Genomic DNA, 24,986 nt, shown 5'->3' with positions numbered 1-24,986 from the left:
GACTCAATCCAGTCCCAGCTTCTTGAGCCGGTAGCGCATCGACCGGAATGACAGATTCAACCGCTGAGCCGCCGCCGTGCGGTTCCAGCGGGTTTCTTCCAGTGCCTGGAGCAGCAGTTGGCGTTCGACGTTTTCCAGGTAGGCTTCCAGATTGTCGATCAGGGTCAGGTCCGGCAGGCCGCCTTCAGCCCCGCAGTTGCCTTCAGCCAGGCGCAGGTCGCCGGCTTCGATCTGATTGTTCTCACACAGGGTGTGCGCCCGTTCGAGCATGTTTTCCAGTTCTCGCACATTGCCCGGGAAGCGATAGCTTTTCAGTGCATCGAGGGCTTGAGCGTGGAGTTTCGCCGCGGGTTGACCGGAGTCGGCGGCCAGGCGCTTGAGTATGTGGCTGGCCAGCATTTCAATGTCGTCACGACGCTCGCGCAAGGGCGGCACCCGGAGTTCGATCACGTTCAAGCGGTAGTAAAGATCATGCCGAAATCGCCCGGCGGCGACTTCGGCACCAAGGTCCTTGTGTGTGGCACAGAGAATGCGCACATCCACCGCCACTTCCTGCTGCCCGCCGACGCTGCGTACGGCTTTCTCCTGAATCGCGCGCAGCAGTTTGACCTGCATGGCCAGTGGCAGGTCAGCCACTTCATCGAGGAGCAGGGTGCCGCCGTGAGCGGTCTGGAACAGACCGGGTTTGTCTTCGATGGCGCCGCTGAAACTGCCTTTGCGGTGGCCGAAAAACTCGCTCTCCAACAGTTCCGAAGGAATCGCCGCGCAGTTGATCGCAATGAACGGCTGGTTGGCGCGGGGGCTTTGATCATGGATCAGGCGCGCGACCAGCTCCTTGCCGCTGCCGGATTCTCCGCTGATGTATACGGTTGCATGGCTGCTGGCCAGTTTGCTGATGTGTTTACGCAGGTTGCGCATGGGCAACGAGTCGCCCAGCAGGCGGCGATCGATACCAACACCGCGGGCAGGCAGCAGCAGGGCGCTGGTGACCAGTTCACGCAGGCGCGTCAGGTCCACCGGTTTGGTCAGGAAGTCGAATGCCCCGGCCTTGAGCACATCGATCGCGGTTTCGAGACTGGCATAGGCGGTGATCATTGCCACCTGGACCTGAGGGTGGCGTTGCTGGATGTGCTGCACCAGCTCCAGGCCGGTACCGTCCGGCAACTGCATGTCGGTCAGGCATAGATCGAAGGTTTCGCGTTTTAGCAGCGATTGCGCTTCGCCGACGTTGCGGGCGTTGAACGTCTCCAGTTTCATCCTTCCCAGGGTGATTTCCAGGAGTTCGCGAATGTCCGGTTCGTCATCGACGATCAGGACTTTTTGTCGGGGTCTCGTGTTCAACGTGGGTTCCGTCCGTGAGCAAGGGTGATGCAAAAGCGGCCGCGTTCCTGGCGTGCCTTGAAGTCTAGGCGCGACAGCATGCTTTCGCCCGGCTTGCCGGACAGATAAGGCCCCAGGCCCCGGGTTTTGGGGGCGAGGGCATCGTTATCGAGTATTTCCAGTGATTTCAGGTCGAGCCGTAGCGGCGACAGTTGCTCGCGGCGCTGCAGCTGCAGGACGTTTTCGATTACCCGGTTCATTCGCAGAGAGTGGTCTTGAATAATCTGCGTCAGACGTCGATCGATGCCTTTCAGTTCCTTGGGTACGCGCGATAGTCCTCAATCGGTCGCGATATCGGGTGACGCATCAGCGGCCACTGGAGCCCTTGTCTTGCTCGAGATGAGCCTGGCTGCAATACCATCGTTGGTCGAGGCTCAGCGCGCGGTCACGGGGCAGGTGAACGCCGCAATGGGCGCAACGGACCATGGGCGCCGCTTCCCGCTCGGCAGGGGACCTGGGCGTTGAAGCCTGCCCCTTGAACTTGCGCCAGAACCATACTGCAGCGGCGATCAGGGCGATCCAGAACAATAAACGAAGCATGGTGAGCTGCTTTTCTGCGGATGATCCGGCAGTTTAGCCAAGGACCTGTCAGGCGCACAGTGCAATAAATCGCTGAAATAAAAAAGGGAGACTCGAAAGTCTCCCTTTTTGCACAACCCGGGTGTCAGTCGAACACGCCGAAGGTCATGTAGCTGAACCACGAACGGTCGCTGTTGTTGCCTTGCGCTTCGTGATCTTCTTCTTCGACCGCGTCGCCATTGGTGTCTTTAGGCTTGAGTTCGGCCGGGATTGCATCCTTGGCATCCTGGAACTGCCTCTGCACGTCCTGGTTGGCGCGTGTTTCACCCGGTGGCAGCGGCGGACGGGACTCGATCAGGCCCAGGGTCGCCTTGCTCAGCCACGAACGGTTGTCGGCTTCGGCCACGGTCGGCACGAACTGACCGTCCACCAGCGTCGGGTGGTTCGGGTAGTTGAGCTTCAGGGTTTCCAGGCTGGTGGCGGCCAGGTCGTCCAGGTGCAGGCGCTGGTAGGCTTCGGTCATCACTGCCAGGCCGTCGCCGACCGAAGGGGTTTCCTGGAAGTTTTCCACCACGTAGCGACCGCGGTTCGCGGCGGCGACATAGGCCTGACGGGTCAGGTAGTAGTCGGCCACGTGAATTTCGTAGGCCGCCAGCAGGTTGCGCAGATAGATCATGCGCTGCTTGGCGTCTGGCGCGTAGCGGCTGTTCGGGAAGCGGCTGGTCAGCTGGGCGAACTCGTTATAGGAGTCGCGGGCAGCGCCCGGGTCACGCTTGGTCATGTCCAGCGGCAGGAAGCGCGCCAGCAGGCCGACGTCCTGATCGAAAGAAGTCAGGCCCTTGAGGTAGTAGGCGTAATCGACGTTCGGATGCTGTGGATGCAGGCGAATGAAGCGCTCCGCAGCGGATTTTGCCGCCTCTGGCTCGGTGTTCTTGTAGTTGGCGTAGATGAGTTCGAGTTGTGCCTGATCGGCATAGCGACCGAACGGATAACGCGATTCCAGAGCCTTCAGCTTGGCGATGGCACTGGTGTAGCTACTGTTGTCCAGGTCTTTTTGAGCCTGTTGGTACAGCTCGACTTCACTGAGGTTTTCGTCTACGACTTCCTTCGATGAGCAAGCAGCGGTCAATGCGAGGATGGCGATCAGCAGCAGGTGTTTCACTTGCATGGCGGCTTGCGTCCCTATGACGGCCGCTGTCTTGGGCGTGGCCGTCCTGTTATGATGAGTGCCCCGTTGAATAGCCTCGGGGCAAAAGACGCCGTATTTAACCACAAGCGCGCAGCCGAAACCAAAGGCTGTGCCGACGCCTAGTCTGAGCATGTCCGATAAAATTGAACTTCGCGCAGAGGTGCCGTCCGAATTGGGCGGCCAACGCCTCGATCAAGTCGCCGCACAATTATTCGCTGAGCACTCGCGCTCGCGCCTTTCCGCCTGGATCAAAGACGGCCGCCTGACTGTGGATGGGGCGGTTATCCGCCCGCGAGACATCGTCCACGGCGGCTCCATCCTTGAGCTGACTGCCGAGCAGGAAGCTCAGGGCGAATGGGTCGCTCAAGACATTGCCCTGGACATCGTCTACGAAGACGACGATATCCTGGTGATCAACAAGCCTGCGGGCCTGGTGGTGCACCCGGCTGCCGGTCACGCCGACGGCACCTTGCTCAACGCCTTGCTGCACCACGTGCCGGACATCATCAATGTGCCCCGCGCCGGTATCGTGCATCGCCTGGACAAGGACACCACCGGTCTGATGGTGGTGGCCAAGACCATTCAGGCGCAGACGCAGCTGGTAACTCAATTGCAGAGCCGCAGCGTCAGCCGCATCTATGAATGCATCGTGATTGGTGTGGTGACAGCCGGTGGCAAGATCAACGCGCCGATCGGTCGCCACGGCCAGCAGCGTCAGCGCATGGCCGTGATGGAAGGTGGCAAGCAAGCCGTCAGCCATTACCGCGTGCTGGAGCGTTTCCGTTCCCACACTCACGTGCGGGTAAAGCTGGAAACCGGTCGTACGCACCAGATTCGCGTGCACATGGCGCACATCAACTACCCGTTGGTCGGAGATCCTGCCTATGGCGGTCGTTTCCGTATCCCGCCGGCCGCTAACCCGACCATGGTCGAGTCGCTGAAGAACTTCCCGCGTCAGGCGCTGCATGCGCGGTTCCTGGAACTGGATCATCCGACCACCGGTCAGCGCATGAGCTGGGAATCGCCGTTGCCGGAAGACTTCGTCTGGCTGCTGACCCTGCTCAAGCAAGACCGCGAGGCGTTCATCGGATGAGTGACTGGCTGATTCCTGACTGGCCCGCGCCGGCCGGGGTCAAGGCCTGTGTCACCACCCGTGCGGGCGGCGTCAGTGTGGCGCCGTTCGACAGCCTCAATCTTGGCGATCATGTCGATGACAGTCCTGAAGCTGTTGCCGAAAATCGCCGTCGTCTTACCGAATACTTCTCCATTCAGCCGGCCTGGCTGCAGCAGGTCCACGGCATTGTCGTGGCGGATGCGGACCCGAGCCGGGTGATGACTGCCGACGCCAGTTGGACGGCAACGCCTGGCATCGCCTGCGCGGCAATGACCGCCGATTGTCTGCCGGTATTGTTTTGCGACCGTGCCGGTACCCGGGTAGCAGCGGCTCACGCCGGTTGGCGCGGACTCGCGGCGGGTGTGCTGGAAGCGACCCTCGACAGTCTGGCCGTGCCACCTGCCGAAGTACTGGTCTGGCTTGGTCCGGCCATTGGTCCGCAAGCGTTTGAAGTTGGCCCGGAAGTGCGCGAAACCTTCGTCGAACAATTGCCCGAAGCAGCCCAGGCATTCGTGCCAAGTCAAAACGCCGGCAAGTTCATGGCCGACATCTATACGCTGGCGCGTCTGCGTCTGGCAGCTCGCGGTGTAACCGCTGTTTACGGTGGTGGATTCTGTACCGTGACCGATCCGCGCTTCTTTTCTTATCGCCGTGCGCCTCGCACTGGTCGGTTTGCCTCCCTTATCTGGCTCGAACGCTAGACTTGCCTGACCTGCATCAACGTCACGACGCTTGAAACTCCCAGAATCGACCGCATCTATTGTGTTATCTGGCAGGTTTCTTCATTCAGGATGTTTTATAGGTCCGGCCTGCTCAAAAGGAAGGTGACCCATGCGTATAGACCGTTTAACCAGCAAATTGCAGTTAGCGTTGTCCGATGCCCAATCCCTGGCTGTCGGCCACGATCATCCGGCCATTGAACCGGCGCACTTGATGCAAGCCTTGCTCGAACAGCAGGGCGGCTCGATCAAGCCCCTGCTGATGCAGGTGGGCTTCGACGTCAACAGCCTGCGTAAAGAGCTGACCAAAGAGCTCGACCAGCTACCGAAAATCCAGAACCCGACCGGCGACGTGAACATGTCGCAGGATCTGGCGCGTCTGCTCAACCAGGCCGACCGTCTGGCTCAGCAGAAAGGCGACCAGTTCATCTCCAGCGAGCTGGTGCTGCTTGCCGCCATGGACGAGAACAGCAAGCTCGGCAAACTGTTGCTCGGCCAGGGTGTGAGCAAGAAAGCCCTGGAAAATGCGATCAACAACCTGCGCGGTGGCGAGGCCGTCAACGACCCTAACCACGAAGAGGCGCGGCAGGCCCTGGATAAATACACTGTCGACCTGACCAAGCGCGCCGAAGACGGCAAGCTCGATCCGGTGATCGGTCGTGACGATGAAATTCGCCGGACCATCCAGGTGCTGCAACGGCGTACCAAGAACAATCCGGTGCTGATCGGTGAGCCTGGCGTGGGTAAAACCGCCATCGCCGAAGGCCTGGCCCAGCGCATCATCAATGGCGAAGTGCCGGATGGCCTCAAGGGCAAGCGCCTGCTGTCCCTGGACATGGGGGCGCTGATTGCCGGTGCCAAGTATCGCGGTGAGTTTGAAGAGCGGCTCAAGGCGTTGCTCAATGAACTGTCGAAGCAGGAAGGGCAGATCATTCTGTTCATCGACGAACTGCACACCATGGTCGGCGCCGGCAAGGGCGAAGGCTCGATGGATGCGGGCAACATGCTCAAGCCAGCCCTGGCCCGCGGTGAGCTGCACTGCGTGGGCGCCACGACGCTCAACGAGTACCGCCAATACATAGAGAAGGACGCCGCTCTGGAGCGACGTTTCCAGAAAGTGCTGGTGGATGAACCGAGCGAAGAAGACACCATCGCCATCCTGCGTGGCCTCAAGGAACGTTATGAGGTTCACCACAAGGTGGCGATCACCGACGGCGCGATCATTGCCGCGGCCAAACTCAGTCATCGTTACATCACTGACCGGCAGTTGCCGGACAAAGCCATCGACCTGATCGATGAGGCGGCCAGCCGCATCCGCATGGAGATCGACTCCAAACCGGAAGTGCTGGACCGTCTGGAGCGTCGCCTTATTCAGCTGAAGGTGGAATCCCAGGCGCTGAAGAAAGAAAGCGACGACGCGGCGAAAAAGCGTCTGGAAAAACTGCAGGACGAAATCGCTCGTCATGAGCGTGAGTACTCGGATCTTGAAGAAATCTGGAATTCGGAAAAAGCCGAAGTCCAGGGTTCTGCGCAGATCCAGCAGAAAATCGAGCAGTCCCGTCAGGAGCTGGAAGCGGCCCGCCGCAAAGGCGACCTGAACCGCATGGCCGAGTTGCAGTACGGGGTGATCCCGGACCTGGAACGCAGTCTGCAAATGGTCGACCAGCATGGCAAAGCTGAAAACCAGTTGCTGCGCAGCAAGGTGACTGAGGAAGAAATCGCCGAAGTCGTATCGAAGTGGACCGGTATTCCCGTGTCGAAGATGCTCGAAGGCGAGCGCGAAAAACTGATGAAGATGGAAAGCCTGTTGCATCAGCGTGTGATCGGCCAGGACGAAGCGGTCGTGGCGGTTTCCAACGCGGTGCGGCGTTCGCGAGCCGGGTTGTCCGACCCGAATCGCCCGAGCGGCTCGTTCATGTTCCTCGGCCCGACCGGTGTCGGTAAAACCGAGCTGTGCAAGGCGCTGGCCGAATTCCTCTTTGATACTGAAGAGGCGATGGTGCGGATCGACATGTCCGAGTTCATGGAGAAGCACTCCGTGGCTCGCCTGATCGGTGCGCCACCGGGCTACGTGGGCTATGAGGAGGGCGGTTACCTGACCGAGGCGGTGCGTCGCAAGCCGTATTCGGTGATCCTCATGGACGAGGTCGAGAAAGCGCACCCGGATGTGTTCAACATCTTGCTGCAAGTGCTCGAAGACGGTCGCCTGACTGATAGCCATGGCCGCACGGTGGACTTCAAGAACACCGTGATTGTCATGACCTCCAACCTGGGGTCGGTGCAGATCCAGGAACTGGTCGGTGATCGTGAGGCGCAGCGTGCAGCGGTGATGGATGCGATTTCCAGCCACTTCCGGCCGGAGTTCATCAACCGGGTCGACGAAGTGGTGATCTTCGAGCCATTGGCGCGGGATCAGATCGCTGGCATTACCGAGATCCAGTTGGGTCGTCTGCGCAGCCGCCTGACCGAGCGGGAGCTGAAGCTTGAACTCAGCCCTGAAGCCATGGACAAGCTGATCGCTGTTGGATATGACCCGGTATACGGCGCACGGCCGCTCAAACGAGCGATCCAGCGCTGGATCGAGAACCCGCTGGCACAGCTGATCCTGTCCGGTCGATTCATGCCGGGCGATACCGCTCACGGCGTGGTGGAAAACGACGAAATCGTCTTCGTCTGATCCAGATCGGCAACAAAATTGAAAAGGCCTCGCATAACGAGGCCTTTTTTTCGTTAGGCTGTTGAACTCAAAGGAAAAGGCTTGTAAAGTGCGCCCCGCAGTAAGTCACCCGCCAGGGTTTCCGCCCACCAGGCAGGAATCCAAAATAAGTTGCAAATCATTAACTTGAAAGCAATTTAGGGGGTTGACAGAGGTTCTGAAGATTGTAGAATAGCGCGCCTCAGACACACGAACGCAGCGATGCGAACAGGGTTGAAGAGAACGCTGTAAAGCTTCAAAGTTGTAAATTGAAATGTGTAGTTCCGTGATAGCTCAGTCGGTAGAGCAAATGACTGTTAATCATTGGGTCCCAGGTTCGAGTCCTGGTCACGGAGCCAATTTCAAACCGGGGTATAGCGCAGTCCGGTAGCGCGCCTGCTTTGGGAGCAGGATGTCAGGAGTTCGAATCCCCTTACCCCGACCATTTTTGGGTCGTTAGCTCAGTTGGTAGAGCAGTTGGCTTTTAACCAATTGGTCGTAGGTTCGAATCCCACACGACCCACCATTTTTGAAACCAGTTAACACTGGAATCGAATCTTAAGATCAGACGCCAAAAGCTCTGTTCGCAGAAGGCGCCTTTCGAAGGTGCCTTTTTTTTACCGGGGTATAGCGCAGTCCGGTAGCGCGCCTGCTTTGGGAGCAGGATGTCAGGAGTTCGAATCCCCTTACCCCGACCATATTAAAAATCCTCGTATCGAAAGATACGGGGATTTTTTTTTGCCCGTTAATTGCTTGCCGCGGCTCAATTGTAGGAGCGAGCTTGCTCGCGAAGAACCTGAGAGCGCCGCGTTAAACCAGAAACGCTGCGTTTTCGTTAACGATCTTCGCGAGCAAGCTCGCTCCTACAGAAAGCACGCCTTATCAGTGCAGTTTGAGGCGTGGCTCGGTACCGCGTCCGATCTTGCTGCCCAACATCAGCATCGCCGTGCGGAACGGCCCGTACAGCGCCATCTGGTGCATGCGGTACAGCGACACATAGAACATCCGCGCCAGCCAGCCTTCGAGCATCACGCTGCCGGTGAGGTTGCCCATCAAGTTACCCACAGCCGAAAAGCGCGACAGCGAAATCAGCGAGCCGTAGTCGGTGTACTTGTACTCCGGCAGTGCCTTGCCTTCGATGCGCAGTTTCAGCGATTTGGCCAGCAACGAAGCCTGCTGGTGAGCAGCCTGGGCACGTGGCGGTACATTGCGGTCGCTGCCCGGTTGAGGGCAGGCGGCGCAGTCACCGAAGGCGAAGATGTTCTCGTCACGGGTGGTTTGCAGGGTCGGCAGCACTTGCAGCTGATTGATGCGGTTGGTTTCCAGGCCATCGATGTCCTTGAGGAAACCCGGTGCGCGAATCCCCGCGGCCCAGACTTTCAGGCTGGCCTTGATTACGTTGCCGTCGGCGGTGATCAGGCTGTCGGCCGTCACTTCGCTGACTGCTGCATTGGTCATGACGTTGACCCCGAGTTTCTCCAGGGTTTTATGCACAGGTCCGCCAATTCGCTCTGGCAGCGCCGGCAGGACGCGTGGCCCGGCTTCGATCAGGGTGATGTGCATGTTTTCCGGCTTGATCCGGTCCAGGCCATAGGCCGCCAGTTCATGGGCGGCGTTGTGCAGCTCGGCGGCCAGTTCGACCCCGGTGGCACCGGCACCGACGATGGCCACGCTGATTTGCTCGACGGTGTCGGTCTGACCGGCGTGGGCGCGCAAGTAGTGATTGAGCAGTTGCTGGTGGAAACGCTCGGCCTGTTTACGGGTGTCGAGGAACAGACAGTGTTGCGCAGCGCCCTGGGTGCCGAAATCGTTGGTGGTGCTGCCGACGGAGATCACCAGCGAGTCGTAAGGCACTTCGCGGGCTGGCACCAGTTCCAGGCCGGCTTCGTCATAGGTAGCCGCCAGCTGGATTTTTTTGTTCGCGCGATCGAGCCCGCTCATGCGCCCCAGCTGGAACTCGAAGTGGTTCCATTTGGCTTGGGCGACATAGTTGAGTTCGTCTTCGGAAGAGTTCAGGGAACCGGCCGCCACTTCGTGCAACAACGGTTTCCAGATGTGGGTCAGGTTCGCGTCGACCAGCATCACACTGGCCGTGCCACGCTTGCCCAGAGTCTTACCCAGACGGGTAGCCAACTCCAGACCGCCGGCGCCGCCGCCGACAATGACAATACGATGGGACATGGGGATAACTCGCAAGGCTAAAGGAAATCGGTGCAATTACCCGAGCGAGCGCAAGGCAGCTCATAGCGTCAGGTAACTGATAAGTCGGCTCAACAGGCCAAGGCCAATGGTCACTGCCAAGACCAGTACAAGGAGCATCCACGGCCGGAAAGGCCGGCGCTCGACTTGGTGCTGGGACAACTGCAGGTACTCTTCGACATGCTTTTGGTCGTCTGGGTTCAGGCGGCTGGTCATAAAGGCCTCGTCAGGTAGACGTAGCTAAAGGTGCAGAAGCTACAGGCTGAGTTAACGAACGTTGAACGGAGCATAGCCGCTGTCCGGCAGGGGCTCGACGCTCACCGTATCGTCCAGGCGAATGATTCCACTTTGTAACACTCGGGCAGTGATTCCGCCATGTCCGCGCACGGCCTGAAAGGTGCCGATGCCCAGGTTGCTTTCCAGACGCGCACAAGGCTGGCACCAGCCGGTGGTTTCGAACGTTGCCTGGCCAATCCGGAAGCGGCGACCCTTGAGGCTGAACAGATTGATGCCACTGATAACGAGATTGCGCCGTAGATCTTCAGGCCGGACCGGATGATCGTGGGCACGGCCCATCAACGAGCTGATCACCGCCAGGTGTTCCCACTGAATCAGCGTGACCTGCCGCGCATTGCGCACGCCGGGGCGGGCGTGGTCGCCGGTCAGGCCGGCCTCGAGGCGCGCTTCCACGGCCTCGAGCTCAAGCATCGGCGCACGTGATTGCGGGCGCACGCCGATCCAGCGCACGCGACCTTGTTGCGGCACCTCGGCGATCAGCTCCTGCAACGGGCTCACAGGCTGATCCCGACATCAAAAACAATGCTGCGCCCCAGGTTGCTGCGCAAGAAGTCCGGCGCATCGGGGTGAGCGAACAGCACGCGGGCAAATGTCGGCCCGACCAATGACAGCGAACGCCAGCCCTGGCGCAGGTATTCGGTCGGCGGCGGGAAATGGCTGTTGAGGTCCAGCACTTCGCGCTTGAGGCTGGCGAAGGCAATGATGTCCAGCTCCCCCAGATCCATGCCGCGCTCTTTGTAGTTGTGCGCCTTTTTGCGCAAGGTCGGCGCCAATCGCAGCAAGAATTCGTTGGCAGGGATGCGTCGTGGCTTGGCCTCGCGGCGCACCAGCTGGCTCAGGGAAAACGCGCTGCGTCGGCGTTGCAATTCGTCGCGCCATTCATCGTTGAGGCGCCGGCCCTCGTCGAGCACGAAGAACACCTCGAAACTGGCATCGCGAAACAACACATCCGGTGGTTCCCCGGCGGGGGTGAATTCATCGGCACGATAGGGAATGTTCAAGCCTTGCAGCAGGCGCTGGCAAACCCAACGCTCACGCTCCCATTTGCGGGCATTGGACAGGAACGCGTTGGCTTGCTCGGCCGCGATGGTCAGCAGGCGTAAATAATCTGAGTCATCCATAGGCCCAAGCTTAGCGTTCAATTGCGACAAGCAGAAAGCTTTGCATCGGCTGGAGCGACTTCATCGCCGTAGTAGACTGCCAGGTATCGGGCCTGAACAACCAGGGAGTTTGCGGTGAAGGACAGAGGATTGCTCAGGTGATCGGCGCAGAGTTGCTGTCACCGGAAACACTGTCAGTCGGCTGGCTGATTTACCTGCCGGTTTTGATCTGGGCGGTCTGTCGCGCGCCGTGGGTTGAGCTGTTCACCGACAGCCGTCGTCAGCATCTGTTGTTTGGAACGGTGTTTGCGCTGTTTCTGCTGTGGCTGGTGCGGCAGGATTTCGATACCGGCGTGTCTTATCACCTCATCGGCATGACGGCGGTGACCCTGTTGCTGGACTGGCCGCTGGCACTGGTCGGCGGGTTGGTTGCACAAACGGGGCTGGTGTTGCTCGGCCGACAGGACCTGGTGGCGGTCGGGGTCAATGGTGCGTTGTTCATAGCGCTGCCGGTGCTGGTCACCGAATGCTGCGCGATTCTGGTGGAGCGTGCACAGCCGCGAAATCCCTTCGTGTACATATTCGTTTCCGGATTCTTTGCCGCCGCGCTGTCGACCTTGCTGTGCCTGCTGCTGGGGCTGTGGTTGCTGTGGTTCGACGAGCGTTTCGAGATGCCGTATTGGCTCGAGGATTTTGTCGGTTACCTGTGGCTGATCATTTTCCCCGAGGCGTTTATCAACGGCATGATCGTCAGTGCGCTGGTGGTGTTCTGTCCGGAGTGGCTGGAGACGTTCAATCGCACACGCTACCTCTCGGCTCCCTGGAAGGACGACGATCCCAAGTCCTGATCCCCATCAAAACCTGGAATCGCCACCGTCGGAATCAGTGACGCGGGTCGAAATCGCCACTGAACAGTTCATCCTCGGCATCGGGAGCCACTGGTATCTTGTGTTCTTCGGACGCCCAGGCACCCAGGTCGATCAGTTTGCAGCGGTCGGAGCAAAATGGCCGGAATTTGCTCTCGGCGGTCCATTCCACGGGGGCGCCACAGGTTGGGCATTCAACGGTTGTTGGTTGGCTCATGACTGGCCTCCACGCAAAGTAAGATAAAAGTGATGCAGGCGTTCGACCTCGCTGTGCAGCCAGGCAAGGTCGCGATCATTGACCACGACGTCGTCGGCATGGCTCACGCGATCCTGGCGACTGGACTGGGCCTTCAGGATCGCCTGGACTTGCTGTTCGCTGGTCTGGTCACGTTGCAGGGTGCGTTCAATCTGCAACTGTTCCGGGGCATCGATTACCAATACTCGTTGAGTCATGGCGTATTGCCCGGACTCGATCAGCAGCGGCGAAACCAGAATCGCATAAGGCGATTTTGCCAGCGCCAGGTGATGAGCGATTTCCTCGCCGATCAATGGATGCAGGAGGGCCTCCAGCCAGCGGCGTTCTTCAGGCACTTCGAAGATCAATGTACGCAGCGCTGCACGGTCCAGTTGCCCGTCGCTCTGCAACACGCCCGGGCCGAAGTGCCGGGCGATCTGTGCCAGCGCCGGGCGGCCAGGCTCAACGACCCAGCGAGCGGCATGATCGGCATCGACCACATGCACGCCAAGATCGATGAAGTGCTGGGCGGCCGCACTTTTGCCACTGCCGATGCCGCCGGTCAGGCCGAGAATCCAGGGTTTTTCCACAGGGCTATTCATTTCAAACCGACAAACTGCCAATAAAGGTCGGTTATTTGACCACCCCAGAGCAACGCAATCCAGCCGGCAATGGCCAGATAGGGACCGAAAGGGATCGGCGTCGAGGTTTTTGCATGGCGCCAGCGCAGCACCATCAACCCGATAATGGCCCCCACCAGCGAGGACAGCAGGATGGTCAGTGGCAAAATCTGCCAGCCACCCCAGGCGCCCAGCATCGCCAGCAGCTTGAAATCACCGTAGCCCATGCCGTCCTTGCCCGTGATCAGCTTGAACAGCCAGAACACCGCCCACAATACGCTGTAGCCGGCGATTGCCCCCCAAAGCGCCTCGTGCAACGACACGAACAGGCTGAAGCTGTTGACGATCAACCCCAGCCATATCAACGGCAGCACCAGTACGTCCGGCAATATCTGATGTTCGGCATCGATCAGGCTCATCGCCAGCAACCCCCAACTCAGGACCAGCATCAGGCACGCTGGCCAGCCGAAGCCGAAGTGCCAGGCCACAAACGCCGACAGCGCGCCACAGGCCAGCTCGATCAACGGATAGCGCGGGCTGATCGCTTCCGCGCAGGCTGAACAGCGCCCGCGCAAAAACACATAACTGAGCAGCGGGATGTTTTCCCAGGCGCGGATCCGGTGGCCGCAATGCGGGCACTGGGAGTGGGGCAGCAGCAGGTTATAGGTCGGCACAGGCGTTTCGCCGGGCAGCCCGAGAATGTCATGGGCCTGCACACGCCAATCGCGTTCGAGCATTTTCGGCAGGCGCCAGATCACCACATTGAGGAAACTGCCGACCAGCAGGCCGGTGATACCTGCGAGAAGAACGAAGGCCAGCGGATAGTGAATCAGGATTTCATTCAAGGGCATGTCAGATCGCTGAGCCGAGTTGGAAGATGGGCAGGTACATGGCAACTACCAGTCCTCCGACGATAACACCCAGCACCACCATGATGAACGGCTCCATCAGGCTGGTGAGGTTATCGACCATGTTATCGACATCGTCTTCGTAGAACCCCGCGACTTTGTCGAGCATATCGTCGAGGGTGCCGGACTCTTCGCCGATGGCGGTCATCTGTATGGCCATGTTCGGAAATACGCCAGAGGTGCGCATGGCGAAATTCAATTGCATGCCGGTCGAAACGTCTTGCCGGATGCGCAGCACGGCACGCTTGAACACGCTATTGCCGGTCGCACCGGCCACTGATTCCAGGGCCTCCAGCAGCGGCACGCCGGCAGCGAAAGTAGTCGACAGTGTACGGGCGAACCGCGCCACGGCGGACTTGTACATCAACGTACCCACCAACGGCAGTTTCAGCAGCCAGGTGTCCATCCGGTCACGAAAGGCCGGCGATGTCCCGAGGGCGTGGCGCACGCCGAAGGTAATGGCGATCAGCACGCCAAGAACCGTCCACCACCAGGTCTGCATGAATTGCGACAGGCCAATGACCATCACGGTGAAGGCCGGCAGTTCGGCGCCAAAGCCTTTGAACACCGACTCGAACTGCGGTACGACATTGACCAGCAGAATCCCGGTGACAATCGCCGCGACGAACACCACCACCAGCGGGTAGGTCATGGCTTTTTTGATCCTGGCCTTGAGGCTCTCGCTTTTTTCCTTGTAGGTCGCGACCCGCTCCAAAAGGGTGTCGAGGGCGCCGGCCTGCTCGCCGGCATCCACCAGGTTGCAATACAGTTCATCGAAATACCGGGTTTTCTTGCGCAGGGCGGTGGCGAAACTGCTGCCGGCCGCGACTTCCTGTTTCAGTTCGTCCACCAGTTGGCGCATGGCCGGGTTGTCGAAGCCTTCGCCGATGATGTCGAACGACTGCAATAACGGTACGCCGGCCCTCATCATCGTCGCCATTTGTCGGGTGAACAGGGCAATGTCCTGGGGGCTGATGCGCTTGCCCATGTTGAAAACCGGATGGTTTTTTTTGCGAACCTTGCCGGGATTGATGCCTTGCTTGCGCAGCTTCGCCTTGAGCAGCGCCGGGTTTTGCGCGCTGAGCTCACCGGTTACCCTGGTGCCTTTGCGGTCGACGCCTTCCCATGCATACACGCTGATTTTCGCTGCCTTGACCGCCATGTTCAGTCCTGGGTAATCCGGTTGAGTTGCTCTTATAGCCTAGTCAAACGACGGAGCCAAACCAGAAAGGGGGAGGTGACAAAAAACGTCAGTTAGTGCTGATCCTGGCAGTAGGAAAGGGCTTTGCAGGCGCCTCGGCCCCCGCCAGCAGGGGATTTTTGCCTTGGCACAGGCTGTGCTGCCAAGGCGCAGGTCATGAGCTTTCGACTCATGCATGGAGCCTGTCTATGAATCAAAAAGGTTTTACCCTGATCGAGTTACTCGTCGTGGTGGCGATCATCGGGATCCTGACAACACTGGGCCTGCCGATGTATTCCAAATACCAGGCTCGGGCCAAGGTCACGGCGGCGCTCGCCGAGCTGACTGCGATGAAGGTGCCGTTCGAGGATGTGATCAATCAGGGGGACACCCCGACAATTGCCAACGTGGCGCCTGCCGGCGCGTCATCGACTACCCACTGCGCCCTGGCGGTGACGGCTAACGCTCCAGGTGGTGCGGGATCAATGGTTTGTACCTTGCAGAATGCCCCGGGAGAAGTCCTGGGCAAGACCGTCATCCTGACACGGGACGAAACCAAAGGCTGGTCGTGCAGAAGCACCGTTTCCCATGATTACTTGCCGAAAGGGTGTTCCGGTTCCGCGACATGAATAGCTGAATCAAATCCCCGCCATTGCTCCAATGCTGTTGAGTCAAGGATTCTGTAGGAGCGAGCTTGCTCGCGATGGTCGTTAACGATGCCGCGTGTTTACTGACTAAACGCAGCGCTCTTGAATCCATCGTCGGAACGCCGCCCGGAGCAAGCTCGCTCCTACAGAGGATCATTACCGCCATTGCGGGGTTCGACCAGTCGTCAAAAGCTTCGGAGAAAGCTTAGAAATTCAGGATCTTAGGAACTTTTCATAAACCCGCAACTTGCACGCAGAGTTTGCGCCCCTCGTGCATTTTGCATGATTCCGGAAATCAGCTAAATTTATAACTTATTGATTCATAAGGTTTTATTGTCTTCATCAAAGTTGGCACAGCGTTCGCTATATTTTAGGTAACCCTGCCAACAAGACATCCGGCAGACTTTTCAGAAAAACAGGAGTTACTCGTATGAAGAAGTTCGCTATCGCTGCCGCTACTGCTACCGCGCTGACTCTGACCATGGCAAACGCGGCATTCGCCCAGACCACTCAAGCCACCCAGGCACCAATGACCCTGGCGGCGGGTGAAATGACCAAGGCTAAAGAAGCTACTTCCGATACCTGGATCACCACCAAAGTTAAAAGTGACCTGATGACCGAAAAAGGCATTCCAGGTACCGACATCAAAGTTGAAACCAACCAAGGGGTTGTATCGCTGTCGTCGACGGTCGCGGTTACCGAAGCTCAGAAATCCACCGCCGTGGCGATCACCAAGAAAATCAAAGGCGTCAAGGCGGTCTCCGCTGACGGCCTCAAAGCCGAATAAGGCAGGCTTCTCGCCTGGACCGGGAGAGGGCGCGACAGACGGGCCGAGTCATACGTCTGTTGCAACCTGAGAGTTCATGCGAACGGCCAGACGGAATCTGGCCACTACAGGCCCCGCGCATTTTTGCCGGGGCCTGTTCTATTTGCAGGGCTGCAAATCCATTGTGGAGGTGTGCCTGATTAGTTGCCACGTTTACTGGTGATCTGTTTCAGCCGATTTCCTTCGAACCGCAAGTATTGATACATGCCGCCATTCGGTCCGTAGGTCCATTCCTCGACCTGAAACTCCTCGCGCCGGTCTGCACTGCGTTTGTAGCCCAGCAAATCGCGACTGACCGGTTCACCGCATTTGTGCAAGACCTCGCTCGAGCGATCACCAACGCTGATCAACTGGCTGCCACAACGCAGGGTATCGGCCGCCCAGGCCTGACTGGCGGCCAGCGCCAGAATCAGGCCCGTCAGCAGCCGCTGAATCATCACTCGGCATCCAGATGCATCGGTGTCACCACGCTGCCGTCACTTTGCGCCTCGCCCAGATTGGCGTCGACGAAATACACCCGGTCATCTTCCAGTTGGCCCTTGTCGACCAGGTAATCCTTGATGCTGCTGGCGCGTTCCTGGCCCAATTGACGCAACAGCACGTCACTGGTGCTCCAGAACTTGATCACCTCGGCACGCATTTTCGCGGTGCGCTCTTCCTTGCCCAGATCCTTCCATTCGGCAGGGGGCTGGGTTTTCAGGCGGGTGCGGTAGATACCTTCGAGCAGCGGGCCTTTTTCCCCGTCCGGCACGTCCAGCAACGACGCCTGGGCCGGGACCTTGTCGCCGCGGCGCTGGAGCATTTTGTAGTAGTTGTACTGATATTCACGTTCCAGGCGTTGTTCGGCGATCAACGGGCCATCGCTGCTCTGGGCGGCGGTGCCTTCGATTTCCAGGCGCAGTGCCGGGCGTTCCTTGAGCGCTTTGGACAGTTTGTCCAAAGCGCCTTCGGCGTCCTTGCTCAGGTCGCTGGAACCCGCTGCGAACGACACACTGCCCAGATCCTCCGCGCCACCGCCGTTGATCAGCCCGCCTATGAGCTTGAACGGTGCTGCCGCGGCCTTGACGATCAGGTTGCGCAGGGTCTGCCAGATAATCGGCATGACACTGAACTGGGGGTTGTTCAGGTCGCCGGTCACCGGCAGTTCGATGGAGATCTTGCCGTCGACGTCCTTGAGCAAGGCAATGGCCAGCTTCAGCGGCAGGCTCACGGCATCCGGGCTGTCGACTTTTTCACCCAGTTGCAGCTGTTCGACCACCACTTTGTTTTCGGCTTTGAGCTGGCCCTTGGTGATCTGGTAGTGCAGGTCGAGATTGAGCCGGCCCTTGCGGATTCGGTAGCCGGCGAACTTGCCGGAGTAGGGCGTCAGCGTGGTCAGTTCCACGCGTTTGAAGCTGGTGGCGATGTCGAGGCTGGCCATCGGGTCGAACGGATTGACGGCGCCCTTGATGGTCACCGGTGCGTAGCGATCGACCTTGCCCTTGACGTCGACACCGGCCGGTTTCGGCTGGCGGCTGTCGATGGTGCCGATCTGCCCGTTGAGTTGCTGGATGGCGGTGGCGAAGTTCGGGGTCAGGCTGAAGTCGGCGAAGTTGGCCGAACCATCATTGATGAAAATGCCACCGATATGGATGCCCAGCGGTTTTTCGTTGCTGGCTGGTTTGTTCGCTGCCGGTTTTGCCCCGGAGTCCGGCGGCTGCGGAATCAGCAGGTCATCGATGTTGGTGGTGCGATCATCGTTGATCATGAAGCGGGCATAGGGCTGGAACAGGTTGACCTTGTCGATCGACAGGCTGTCCCCGTGCTGATAGTTGAGGCCTTCGACCACGACCTGTTGCCACTTGAGGAAATCGCGGGTTTTCAGGGTGTCCAGGGTATGCAACTGATCGACCTGGGCGCGGCCGGTGACGTTGAACGCCAAAGGCTCGGTGCTTTTCAGATTGACCGCCAGATCGCTGCCGAGCATGCCGCTGCGCAGTTCCAGGCGAATGAATGGCGTGATGTAGGACTGGGCAACCCGCAGGTCGATGTCCTTGGTCTGTACCTTCAGTCGGGCGCTGACCGGGGCCAGGTTGACCTCGCCGTCGGCGATGATCTTGCCTTGCTTGCCCACCCCGGTATCGAGCTTGAGGGTAAAGGGCGAGCCGTTGAGGCTGTCGAAATTTTGCAGGTCGAGGTTCAGCGGGCTCAGGTCCAGGGCGACTGCAGGTTGTGCCTTGCGGTCAGCCAGATGTACCTGGTAATTGCGCAACTGCACATCCTTGAGCAGCACCTGCCAGGGTTTGCCTGGCGCGGCCGGTTCAGGCTTCGGTGAGTCTGCGGCCGCCGGAGCACTGGCCGGTTCGGCATCCGCCTTGGCTTTGGCGGAGACTTTTGACGGTTGGCTGGCGAAGAGTTTCTGCCAGTCGAGTTGGCCGTCCGATTCCAGCGCGGCCCAGGTTTCCAGCTTGTTGCTGCGGATCTTGCCGACCACCACTTGCTGTCTGGCCAGGTCCACTGTGGTTTCGCTGACGTCCAGGCGTTCAAGCTTCGCCAACGGCCGGCCATCCGGGGCCTTGATCGCGAAGGGGGCAATGTTGACCGCCAGATTGCTCAACAGCAGCTCGGTTTCCTTGGCCAGGCTGAGCTTGTAGTCGGTGCTGATGCTCATGACGCCGTTTTCGAGGTCCAGTGGTACGGCATCGCGCACATAGGGCCAGAAGGCTTTCATCTTGCCATCGGTGATTTTCAGCTTACCTTCGGAGGCGAACGGAATCAGGCTGAAGTTACCGGTCCAGTCGATCTGCCCACCGTACGGGCCGACGGCCATCAGGGTCATGTTGGCGCTGTCTTCTGGCAAGGTGCTGAGGTTCTTCAGCTCGAAGTCGAGTTTGTCGTAGAGAAACTCGATGGGCTCGCTGGGGCGGGCATCTTCAAAGTGCACGACGCCGCCCGCCAGTTTGATCCGTTCGATGCGCATCGGGAACGGCTTGGCATTCGGGTCGGCGGGTGTGGATTCGCTCGCTGGCAGATTGAACAGCCCCAGCAGATTGAGTTTGCCGTCCTTGCTGAACAGGATTTCGGTCTTGGGCTTGTCCAGTTCGACATCAGACAAGTGCACGGTTTTTGTCCACAGGCTGTCGAATTGCAGATTGGCGTACAGGCGTTCGAAACCGACCTGCTCCTTGCCGGGCTCGCCGATATTCAAGCCCCAAAGGGTCAGTTCAAGGCTAAACGGATTGAATTCGATCCGCTGGATCGTGGCGGGGGTGGTGGCGTAGTTGGCCAGTTGCTGGTTGGCAACGCGCAACGCCACCCCCGGTAAAATCAGAAAGCCCAGCAAGCTGTAGAGGGCCAGAGCAGTCAACAAGGCGCCGATGGCGCGAATCAATCCTTTGTACATGTGCGGCTTCATCTGTCTGGATCGGAGTGCCTTGGAGTATGGCACGCGTTTCCGGTTCCGAAGTGATCGGCCTGTTCAGTAAATTTCAGATTTATCCCACGGTGATCAGAGCTGCAGAATCAGGGTTTTCAGCGGTGGTTGCTGATCCATCGACGGGAAGTCGGCACCGGGCTTCATCACGGTCCACTCACGCACCGGCCGCCCGGCCTTCTCTGCACAACGCAATACCTGCTCGCGCCAGTCGTCCATGCTGACCTTCGCCAGGTTGTTGCAGCAGATCAGCACGCCGTTGTCGGCGGTGGTCAGCAGGGCCGGCTTGAGCAGGCTCTGGTAGTCGCGCAGCAGATCGACAGTGCCGAAGGCGCTCTTGGCCCAGGCTGGCGGGTCCAGCAGCACCAAGTCGTACTGGCGCTGTTCCAGGCGCTGATAGCCTGGCAGTTTTTGCCCGCGGCGCTGGCTGATCGGCAGGCCGGCCAGTTGGCGAATGGCCGGGAAGTAATCGGACTGGATAAATTCCATGGTCGGCAACTGCGGGTTGAGTAAGCCGTTCTCCCGACCGACCGCCAGGTTGCCTTCGGCGAAGTCCAGGTTGCAGACCTCGCGCGCGCCGCCGGCGGCGGCGCTGAGGCCGACACCACAGGTGTAGGCGAACAGGTTCAGGACGCTTTTGTGTTTGCTGTGGTCCTTGACCCAGCCCCGAGTGTTGCGCAAGTCGAGGAACAGCAGCGGGTCTTGTCCGGCATGGCGACCACGTACCCGATAGTTCAGGCCCCATTCGTGACCAACCAGGTCTTGCAGGGCGGCTTCGTCGGCGCGGTAGACGATGTCTTCGCGATCGATGCGCGAGTTGCCACGGGAGCGGTCGTTGTAGACCAGCAGGGTGTCAAAACCCAGGTGCTGATTGATTGCTTCGTGCAGTTGCAGCAGCGTCTCGCGTTCCAGCGGCTGGTGGAAACTTTGCACCAGCAATTGCGGGCCGTAGCGGTCGATGGTCAGGCCACCGGCGCCTTCCTGGCTGCCGTGGAACAGGCGATAGCAATCGGTACCTTGCTGGTGCAGTTCGGCGAGCAGGTCCTGGCGTTGATCGAGGGCGGCGCGCAGCGCCTGATTCAAGGAAGACATGCTGGGCGCCTTGCAGGAGGAATTGGGCGCGGGAGTTTAACAGCTTGGAGCGCAACCTGGAGCGAGCTCGCGATGGTCGACAACGATAACGTGTGTTGTCTGAGTGATCGCATGTTCCAGGCGTTTTTCGCGAGCAAGCTCGCTCCTACAGGCCCATCCTTCGCTTAGCGCGTTGAACCGATCCATTACGCACCGCCCAGCGCAGCATCGGCGCGCTGCGATTGACGCTGGCGCGGATCAGCTTGCGTTGCAGCGGGTTCTGGCTGACGCCGAGCATGTCACTGGCCCAGTCCGGCAGCAGATCGATCCCGGCCTGCATCATCAAACTGCCGAAAGGCTTGGCCAGGCGACTGGGAGAGGGGGCGTTCAGCAGCAGGCGCAGGACTTCTCGACTGCGCTCGTCGCACAGCAGTTGTGGACGGATGCGCTTGAGGTAGTCGGCAACTTGCCGTCGTGAACGTGGCACATCCCGGGCGCCCAGGCGTTCGGCGACCAAGGCGATTTCGGCGTAATAGCGATCCTGGTCGGCGTGTGAAAGATGAGGGTTGCGGTAGCGCACGTGCGCGGCGAGGAAGTTGCTGACTTCTGCCACGTGCACCCACGTCAGCAATTCGGGATCGCTGGCGGCGTAGGGGCGTCCATCTGGCGCCGTGCCGGTAACCTGCAGATGGATGGTGCGGACTTTTTCGATCAGCCACTCGGCATCCTGTCGGGAACCGAAAGTGGTGCCGGAGATGAACTGCCCGGTGCGGCGCAGGCGGCCGAGCATGTCTTCGCGAAAATTCGAATGATCCCAGACCCCGGCCAATGCCAGCGGGTGCAGGGCCTGCAGCATCAGGGCGGCGATGCCACCGATCAGCATGCTGCTGAAATCGCCATGGACTTGCCAGCTCACCGAGTCTGGCCCGAACAGCCCGGGGTCGCCCTTGGGGTTTTCCAGGTCGAGTTTGCCCAGGGACAAACCGCTCAGGCTCATGATCTGGGTTTCGATGCGGGTGCGGATGAATTCCATGGTCACTCTGTAATTTTCTGTAGGAGCGAGCCTGCTCGCGATGGACGTTAACGATAACGCGTGTTTCCTGAGTAAACGCGGTGTGTCGGAGTTCATCGCGAGCCAGCTCGCTCCTACAAAAGCCAGCACGTTATTGATTCAGGCGTTTATCGATCAAGCCTTGTACCACGCTCGGGTCAGCCAGTGTCGATGTGTCGCCCAGGCTATCGAGCTCATTGCAGGCGATCTTGCGCAGAATGCGCCGCATGATCTTTCCTGAGCGGGTTTTCGGCAAGGCCGGTGCCCACTGGATCAAATCCGGCTTGGCGAAGCTGCCGATTTCCTGGCTGACGAGGGCCAGCAATTGCTTCTTCAGTTCATCGTTGGTTTCGACGCCGTTCATGGGCGTGACGAAGACATAGATGCCCTGGCCCTTGATGTCGTGGGGGTAACCGACTGCAGCGGCCTCGGCGATGCTTTCGTGCAGTACCAGGGCGCTTTCCACTTCGGCGGTGCCGATGCGGTGGCCGGACACATTGATCACATCGTCGATTCGCCCGGTGATCCAGTAATCGCCATCTTCATCGCGCCGCGCGCCGTCGCCAGTGAAGTAATAACCGGGATACGGCTTGAAATAGGTGTCGATCATGCGTTGCGGGTCGCGATAGACGCTGCGGATCTGTGCAGGCCAGCTGGATTTTATGGCGAGTACACCGCTGCCGGCACCTTTGATTTCCTTGCCCAGCTCGTCGAGCAGCACCGGTTGCACACCGAACATCGGTTGCGTGGCGCAACCGGGTTTTATCCGCTGTGCGCTGACCAGGGGGCTGAGCATGATGCCGCCCGTTTCGGTCTGCCACCAGGTATCGACGATCGGGCAGCGCTCTTCGCCGACCTCATGGAAGTACCACTCCCACGCTTCCGGGTTGATCGGTTCGCCAACGGTACCGAGCAATCTGATGCTTTGGCGCGACGTTTCCTTCAACGGCTCGGGACCTTCGCGCATCAGGGCGCGCAGGGCGGTGGGGGCGGTGTAGAAGATGTTCACCTTGTGTTTGTCGATCACTTGCCAGAAACGCGACGTGCTCGGGTAGCTCGGCATGCCTTCGAAGATCAGCGTGGTTGCGCCGTTGGCCAGCGGGCCGTACACGATGTAGCTGTGGCCGGTGACCCAGCCGACGTCGGCGGTGCACCAGAAGATTTCGCCGTCGCGGTAGTCGAGCACGTATTTGAAGGTCATCGCCGCTTGTAGCAGGTAACCGCCGGTGGTGTGCAGCACGCCTTTGGGTTTGCCGGTGCTGCCGGAGGTGTAGAGGATGAACAGCGGGTCTTCGGCGTCCATTGGTTCGGGTGGGCAATCGTCGCCGACGTCGCGCAGCGCCTGGTGATACCAGAGGTCGCGGCCTTCAACCCAATTCACCTGGTTCTGGGTACGCTCGACCACGATCACGCTGCTGACGCCTGGACAACTTTGCAGGGCCTTGTCGACGTTGTTTTTGAGCGGCACGAATTTACCGCCGCGCACGCCTTCGTCGGCGGTGATCACGGTGCGGCAGTCGGCGTCGAGGATCCGGTCACGCAGCGAGTCCGGGGAGAATCCGCCGAACACCACCGAATGCACAGCGCCGATGCGCGTGCAGGCGAGCATTGCATAGGCTGCTTCGGGGATCATGGGCATGTAGATGCAGACCCGATCGCCTTTCTTCACGCCACGGCTTTTGAGCACGTTGGCCAGGCGGCAGACGTAGTGATGGAGTTTTTTGTAGGTGATTTGCGTGGATTCGGCAGGGTCGTCGCCTTCCCAGATGATGGCAACCTGATCGCCGCGTTTCTCCAGGTGGCGGTCGATGCAGTTGACGCTGACGTTCAATTTTGCGCCGGCAAACCAGCTGGCTTCACCGGTTTTCAGGTTGTAGCGCTGGACGGTGTCCCACGGTTTGCTCCAGTCGAGAAAACGCGTGGCCTGTTCGGCCCAGAACGTACTGGGGTGTTCGATGGATTCGCGGTACAGGCGGTGGTAGTCGTCTTGACTCAGTTGTGCAGCCCGGCGGACGGCATCGGCTTTGGGGAACGTGCTGATATCGAACATGACGGTTCCTTATGCTTGTTTTGCGACAAGGATAAAGATGCGCCGAGTGACCAATGGGTTCAAGTCGTACACAAAACAACTGAGGGAGCGAGCAGGCTCGCTCCCTCAGTTGGTAGCAGGCTTTTTCAGCTTATCCGCGGTGACGGCCGCGGAAATAGTTGATCAGCCCTTGGGTCGAGGCGTCCTCGGCCGGGGTTTCTTCGCTGCCGACCAGGCGGTTGTAGACACCTTTGCCCAGCTCTTTGCCCAGCTCCACGCCCCACTGGTCGAAGGCGTTGATGCCCCAGACCACGCTCTGCACGAAAACCTTGTGTTCGTACATCGCCACCAGTGCGCCGAGGCGACGCGGGCTGATGCGCTCGACCACCAGGGTGTTGCTCGGACGGTTGCCCGGGATCACCTTGTGCGGCGCAAGCTTCTGCACGTCCGCTTCGCTCATGCCTTTGTCACGCAACTCGGCCTGGGCTTCCGGCAGGGTCTTGCCGAGCATCAGCGCCTGGCTTTGCGACAGGCAGTTGGCGTACAGCCACTGGTGGTGGTCGGACACCGGGTTGAAGCTGACGATCGGCACAATGAAGTCCGCCGGGATCAACTGGGTGCCCTGGTGCAGCAGCTGGTGATAAGCGTGCTGGCCGTTACAGCCAACGCCACCCCAGATAACCGGGCCGGTGTCGGTGGACACGGGTTTGCCGTCCTGGCGCACGCTCTTGCCGTTGGATTCCATGTCCAGCTGTTGCAAGTGCTTGGTGATGTTACGCAGGTAGTGGTCATACGGCAGGATCGCGTGGCTTTGCGCGCCCCAGAAGTTGCCGTACCACACGCCGAGCAAGGCCAGCAGCACCGGCATATTCTGTTCGAAGGGGGCGGTCTGGAAATGCTGGTCCATGGTGTAGGCACCGGACAGCAGT

Annotated in this window: 22 protein-coding genes, 4 tRNA genes and 2 pseudogenes; 10 read left to right on the top strand and 18 right to left on the bottom strand. The window is 59.6% G+C overall.

All coding sequences use genetic code 11. The annotated features are described in order from the left end of the window. Positions 1-3 precede the first annotated feature (3 nt). From ACLD1X_RS25580 to ACLD1X_RS25565, 4 genes and pseudogenes are all read right to left on the bottom strand, one after another. Positions 4-1,341, bottom strand: a complete 1,338-nt coding sequence (locus ACLD1X_RS25580; RefSeq protein ID WP_429372516.1) for a sigma-54-dependent transcriptional regulator — start codon at positions 1,339-1,341, stop codon at positions 4-6. After that, positions 1,338-1,640, bottom strand: a pseudogene (locus tag ACLD1X_RS25575) (hypothetical protein); the annotation flags it as partial. The pseudogene ACLD1X_RS25575 and the gene ACLD1X_RS25580, both read right to left, overlap by 4 nt. 46 nt (positions 1,641-1,686) lie before the next feature. Then, a complete protein-coding gene (locus tag ACLD1X_RS25570; RefSeq protein ID WP_429372515.1) occupies positions 1,687-1,920 on the bottom strand; it encodes a PP0621 family protein in 234 nt (77 codons plus the stop codon). Between the two features lie 124 nt (positions 1,921-2,044). Beyond that, the gene (locus tag ACLD1X_RS25565; protein ID WP_429372513.1) at positions 2,045-3,067 is read right to left on the bottom strand and encodes an outer membrane protein assembly factor BamD; all 1,023 of its coding nucleotides are present in this window, start codon (positions 3,065-3,067) and stop codon (positions 2,045-2,047) included. 151 nt (positions 3,068-3,218) lie between these two features. Here ACLD1X_RS25565 and rluD point away from each other — a divergent pair, with 151 nt between their 5' ends. The 7 genes from rluD to ACLD1X_RS25530 all read left to right on the top strand — a co-directional run bounded on the left by rluD (position 3,219) and on the right by ACLD1X_RS25530 (position 8,314). Further along, the gene (gene rluD / locus ACLD1X_RS25560) at positions 3,219-4,181 is read left to right on the top strand and encodes a 23S rRNA pseudouridine(1911/1915/1917) synthase RluD (RefSeq protein WP_429372511.1); all 963 of its coding nucleotides are present in this window, start codon (positions 3,219-3,221) and stop codon (positions 4,179-4,181) included. After that, on the top strand, positions 4,178-4,903 hold the full coding sequence (gene pgeF, locus ACLD1X_RS25555; protein WP_429372509.1) for a peptidoglycan editing factor PgeF: 726 nt from the start codon (positions 4,178-4,180) through the stop codon (positions 4,901-4,903). Before rluD ends, pgeF begins: the two co-directional genes overlap by 4 nt. A 130-nt stretch (positions 4,904-5,033) precedes the next feature. Further along, complete coding sequence (clpB, locus tag ACLD1X_RS25550; RefSeq protein ID WP_429372507.1) at positions 5,034-7,598, top strand: ATP-dependent chaperone ClpB; 2,565 nt, start codon at positions 5,034-5,036, stop codon at positions 7,596-7,598. Positions 7,599-7,899: 301 nt separating this feature from the next. Beyond that, positions 7,900-7,975 (top strand) — tRNA-Asn (locus ACLD1X_RS25545). A 9-nt stretch (positions 7,976-7,984) separates the two neighbouring features. Further along, a tRNA-Pro gene (locus ACLD1X_RS25540) sits at positions 7,985-8,061 on the top strand. Between the two features lie 5 nt (positions 8,062-8,066). Then, positions 8,067-8,142, top strand: a tRNA-Lys gene (locus ACLD1X_RS25535). A gap of 95 nt (positions 8,143-8,237) precedes the next feature. After that, positions 8,238-8,314, top strand: a tRNA-Pro gene (locus tag ACLD1X_RS25530). A 184-nt stretch (positions 8,315-8,498) separates the two neighbouring features. Here ACLD1X_RS25530 and ACLD1X_RS25525 read toward each other — a convergent pair. Genes ACLD1X_RS25525 through ACLD1X_RS25510 form a run of 4 tightly spaced genes read right to left on the bottom strand, consistent with a single transcriptional unit; the run spans position 8,499 to position 11,233 of the window. Then, positions 8,499-9,797 (bottom strand): NAD(P)/FAD-dependent oxidoreductase, encoded by a 1,299-nt coding sequence (locus ACLD1X_RS25525; protein WP_429372505.1) that lies wholly within the window; start codon positions 9,795-9,797, stop codon positions 8,499-8,501. A 60-nt stretch (positions 9,798-9,857) separates the two neighbouring features. Then, positions 9,858-10,031, bottom strand: coding sequence for a DUF3094 domain-containing protein (locus ACLD1X_RS25520; protein ID WP_007970531.1), 174 nt, complete (start codon positions 10,029-10,031; stop codon positions 9,858-9,860). A gap of 51 nt (positions 10,032-10,082) precedes the next feature. After that, positions 10,083-10,610, bottom strand: a complete 528-nt coding sequence (locus ACLD1X_RS25515) for an MOSC domain-containing protein (protein WP_429372502.1) — start codon at positions 10,608-10,610, stop codon at positions 10,083-10,085. Then, the gene (locus tag ACLD1X_RS25510; RefSeq protein WP_057400461.1) at positions 10,607-11,233 is read right to left on the bottom strand and encodes a DUF1780 domain-containing protein; all 627 of its coding nucleotides are present in this window, start codon (positions 11,231-11,233) and stop codon (positions 10,607-10,609) included. Before ACLD1X_RS25510 ends, ACLD1X_RS25515 begins: the two co-directional genes overlap by 4 nt. Before the next feature lie 137 nt (positions 11,234-11,370). On the opposite strand from ACLD1X_RS25510, the gene ACLD1X_RS25505 reads away from it, so the two are divergent. Continuing rightward, a complete protein-coding gene (locus tag ACLD1X_RS25505) occupies positions 11,371-12,060 on the top strand; it encodes an energy-coupling factor ABC transporter permease (RefSeq protein ID WP_429372500.1) in 690 nt (229 codons plus the stop codon). Between the two features lie 34 nt (positions 12,061-12,094). Here ACLD1X_RS25505 and yacG read toward each other — a convergent pair whose 3' ends face one another. The 4 genes from yacG to ACLD1X_RS25485 are packed head-to-tail and all read right to left on the bottom strand — an operon-like array spanning position 12,095 to position 15,003. Continuing rightward, positions 12,095-12,295, bottom strand: coding sequence for a DNA gyrase inhibitor YacG (gene yacG, locus ACLD1X_RS25500; RefSeq protein WP_008022439.1), 201 nt, complete (start codon positions 12,293-12,295; stop codon positions 12,095-12,097). Then, positions 12,292-12,915 (bottom strand): dephospho-CoA kinase, encoded by a 624-nt coding sequence (gene coaE, locus ACLD1X_RS25495; RefSeq protein WP_429372497.1) that lies wholly within the window; start codon positions 12,913-12,915, stop codon positions 12,292-12,294. Before coaE ends, yacG begins: the two co-directional genes overlap by 4 nt. Then, the gene (locus ACLD1X_RS25490; protein WP_429372495.1) at positions 12,912-13,784 is read right to left on the bottom strand and encodes a prepilin peptidase; all 873 of its coding nucleotides are present in this window, start codon (positions 13,782-13,784) and stop codon (positions 12,912-12,914) included. The genes coaE and ACLD1X_RS25490 overlap by 4 nt, the downstream gene beginning before the upstream one ends. Before the next feature lies 1 nt (position 13,785). After that, positions 13,786-15,003: a type II secretion system F family protein gene (locus ACLD1X_RS25485; protein WP_429372493.1), complete on the bottom strand. Its 1,218-nt coding sequence runs from the start codon at positions 15,001-15,003 to the stop codon at positions 13,786-13,788. A 227-nt stretch (positions 15,004-15,230) separates the two neighbouring features. On the opposite strand from ACLD1X_RS25485, the gene ACLD1X_RS25480 reads away from it, so the two are divergent. After that, the gene (locus ACLD1X_RS25480) at positions 15,231-15,650 is read left to right on the top strand and encodes a pilin (RefSeq protein ID WP_429372491.1); all 420 of its coding nucleotides are present in this window, start codon (positions 15,231-15,233) and stop codon (positions 15,648-15,650) included. Between the two features lie 448 nt (positions 15,651-16,098). Then, complete coding sequence (locus ACLD1X_RS25475; RefSeq protein ID WP_429372489.1) at positions 16,099-16,455, top strand: BON domain-containing protein; 357 nt, start codon at positions 16,099-16,101, stop codon at positions 16,453-16,455. 179 nt (positions 16,456-16,634) lie between these two features. Here the strand turns inward: ACLD1X_RS25475 and ACLD1X_RS25470 are convergent, their stop codons facing one another. The 6 genes and pseudogenes from ACLD1X_RS25470 to ACLD1X_RS25445 form a co-directional block, all read right to left on the bottom strand. Beyond that, positions 16,635-16,931: a DUF2845 domain-containing protein gene (locus ACLD1X_RS25470; RefSeq protein WP_429372487.1), complete on the bottom strand. Its 297-nt coding sequence runs from the start codon at positions 16,929-16,931 to the stop codon at positions 16,635-16,637. Continuing rightward, the gene (locus tag ACLD1X_RS25465; RefSeq protein WP_429372485.1) at positions 16,931-19,888 is read right to left on the bottom strand and encodes a DUF748 domain-containing protein; all 2,958 of its coding nucleotides are present in this window, start codon (positions 19,886-19,888) and stop codon (positions 16,931-16,933) included. The genes ACLD1X_RS25470 and ACLD1X_RS25465 overlap by 1 nt, the downstream gene beginning before the upstream one ends. 93 nt (positions 19,889-19,981) lie before the next feature. After that, a complete protein-coding gene (locus ACLD1X_RS25460; protein ID WP_429372483.1) occupies positions 19,982-20,998 on the bottom strand; it encodes a class I SAM-dependent rRNA methyltransferase in 1,017 nt (338 codons plus the stop codon). Between the two features lie 145 nt (positions 20,999-21,143). Next, positions 21,144-22,010, bottom strand: a complete 867-nt coding sequence (locus ACLD1X_RS25455) for an oxygenase MpaB family protein (protein WP_429372481.1) — start codon at positions 22,008-22,010, stop codon at positions 21,144-21,146. Between the two features lie 130 nt (positions 22,011-22,140). Next, complete coding sequence (gene acs, locus ACLD1X_RS25450) at positions 22,141-24,078, bottom strand: acetate--CoA ligase (RefSeq protein WP_429372479.1); 1,938 nt, start codon at positions 24,076-24,078, stop codon at positions 22,141-22,143. A gap of 130 nt (positions 24,079-24,208) precedes the next feature. After that, positions 24,209-24,986: pseudogene (locus ACLD1X_RS25445) on the bottom strand (glucose-6-phosphate isomerase); the annotation flags it as partial.

Origin of the sequence: Pseudomonas sp. 18173 (assembly GCF_050432945.1) — a bacterium.
GTDB lineage: Bacteria > Pseudomonadota > Gammaproteobacteria > Pseudomonadales > Pseudomonadaceae > Aquipseudomonas.
The sequence above is the reverse complement of the archived record's forward strand: the minus strand, read 5'-3'. Positions and strand labels throughout refer to the sequence as shown.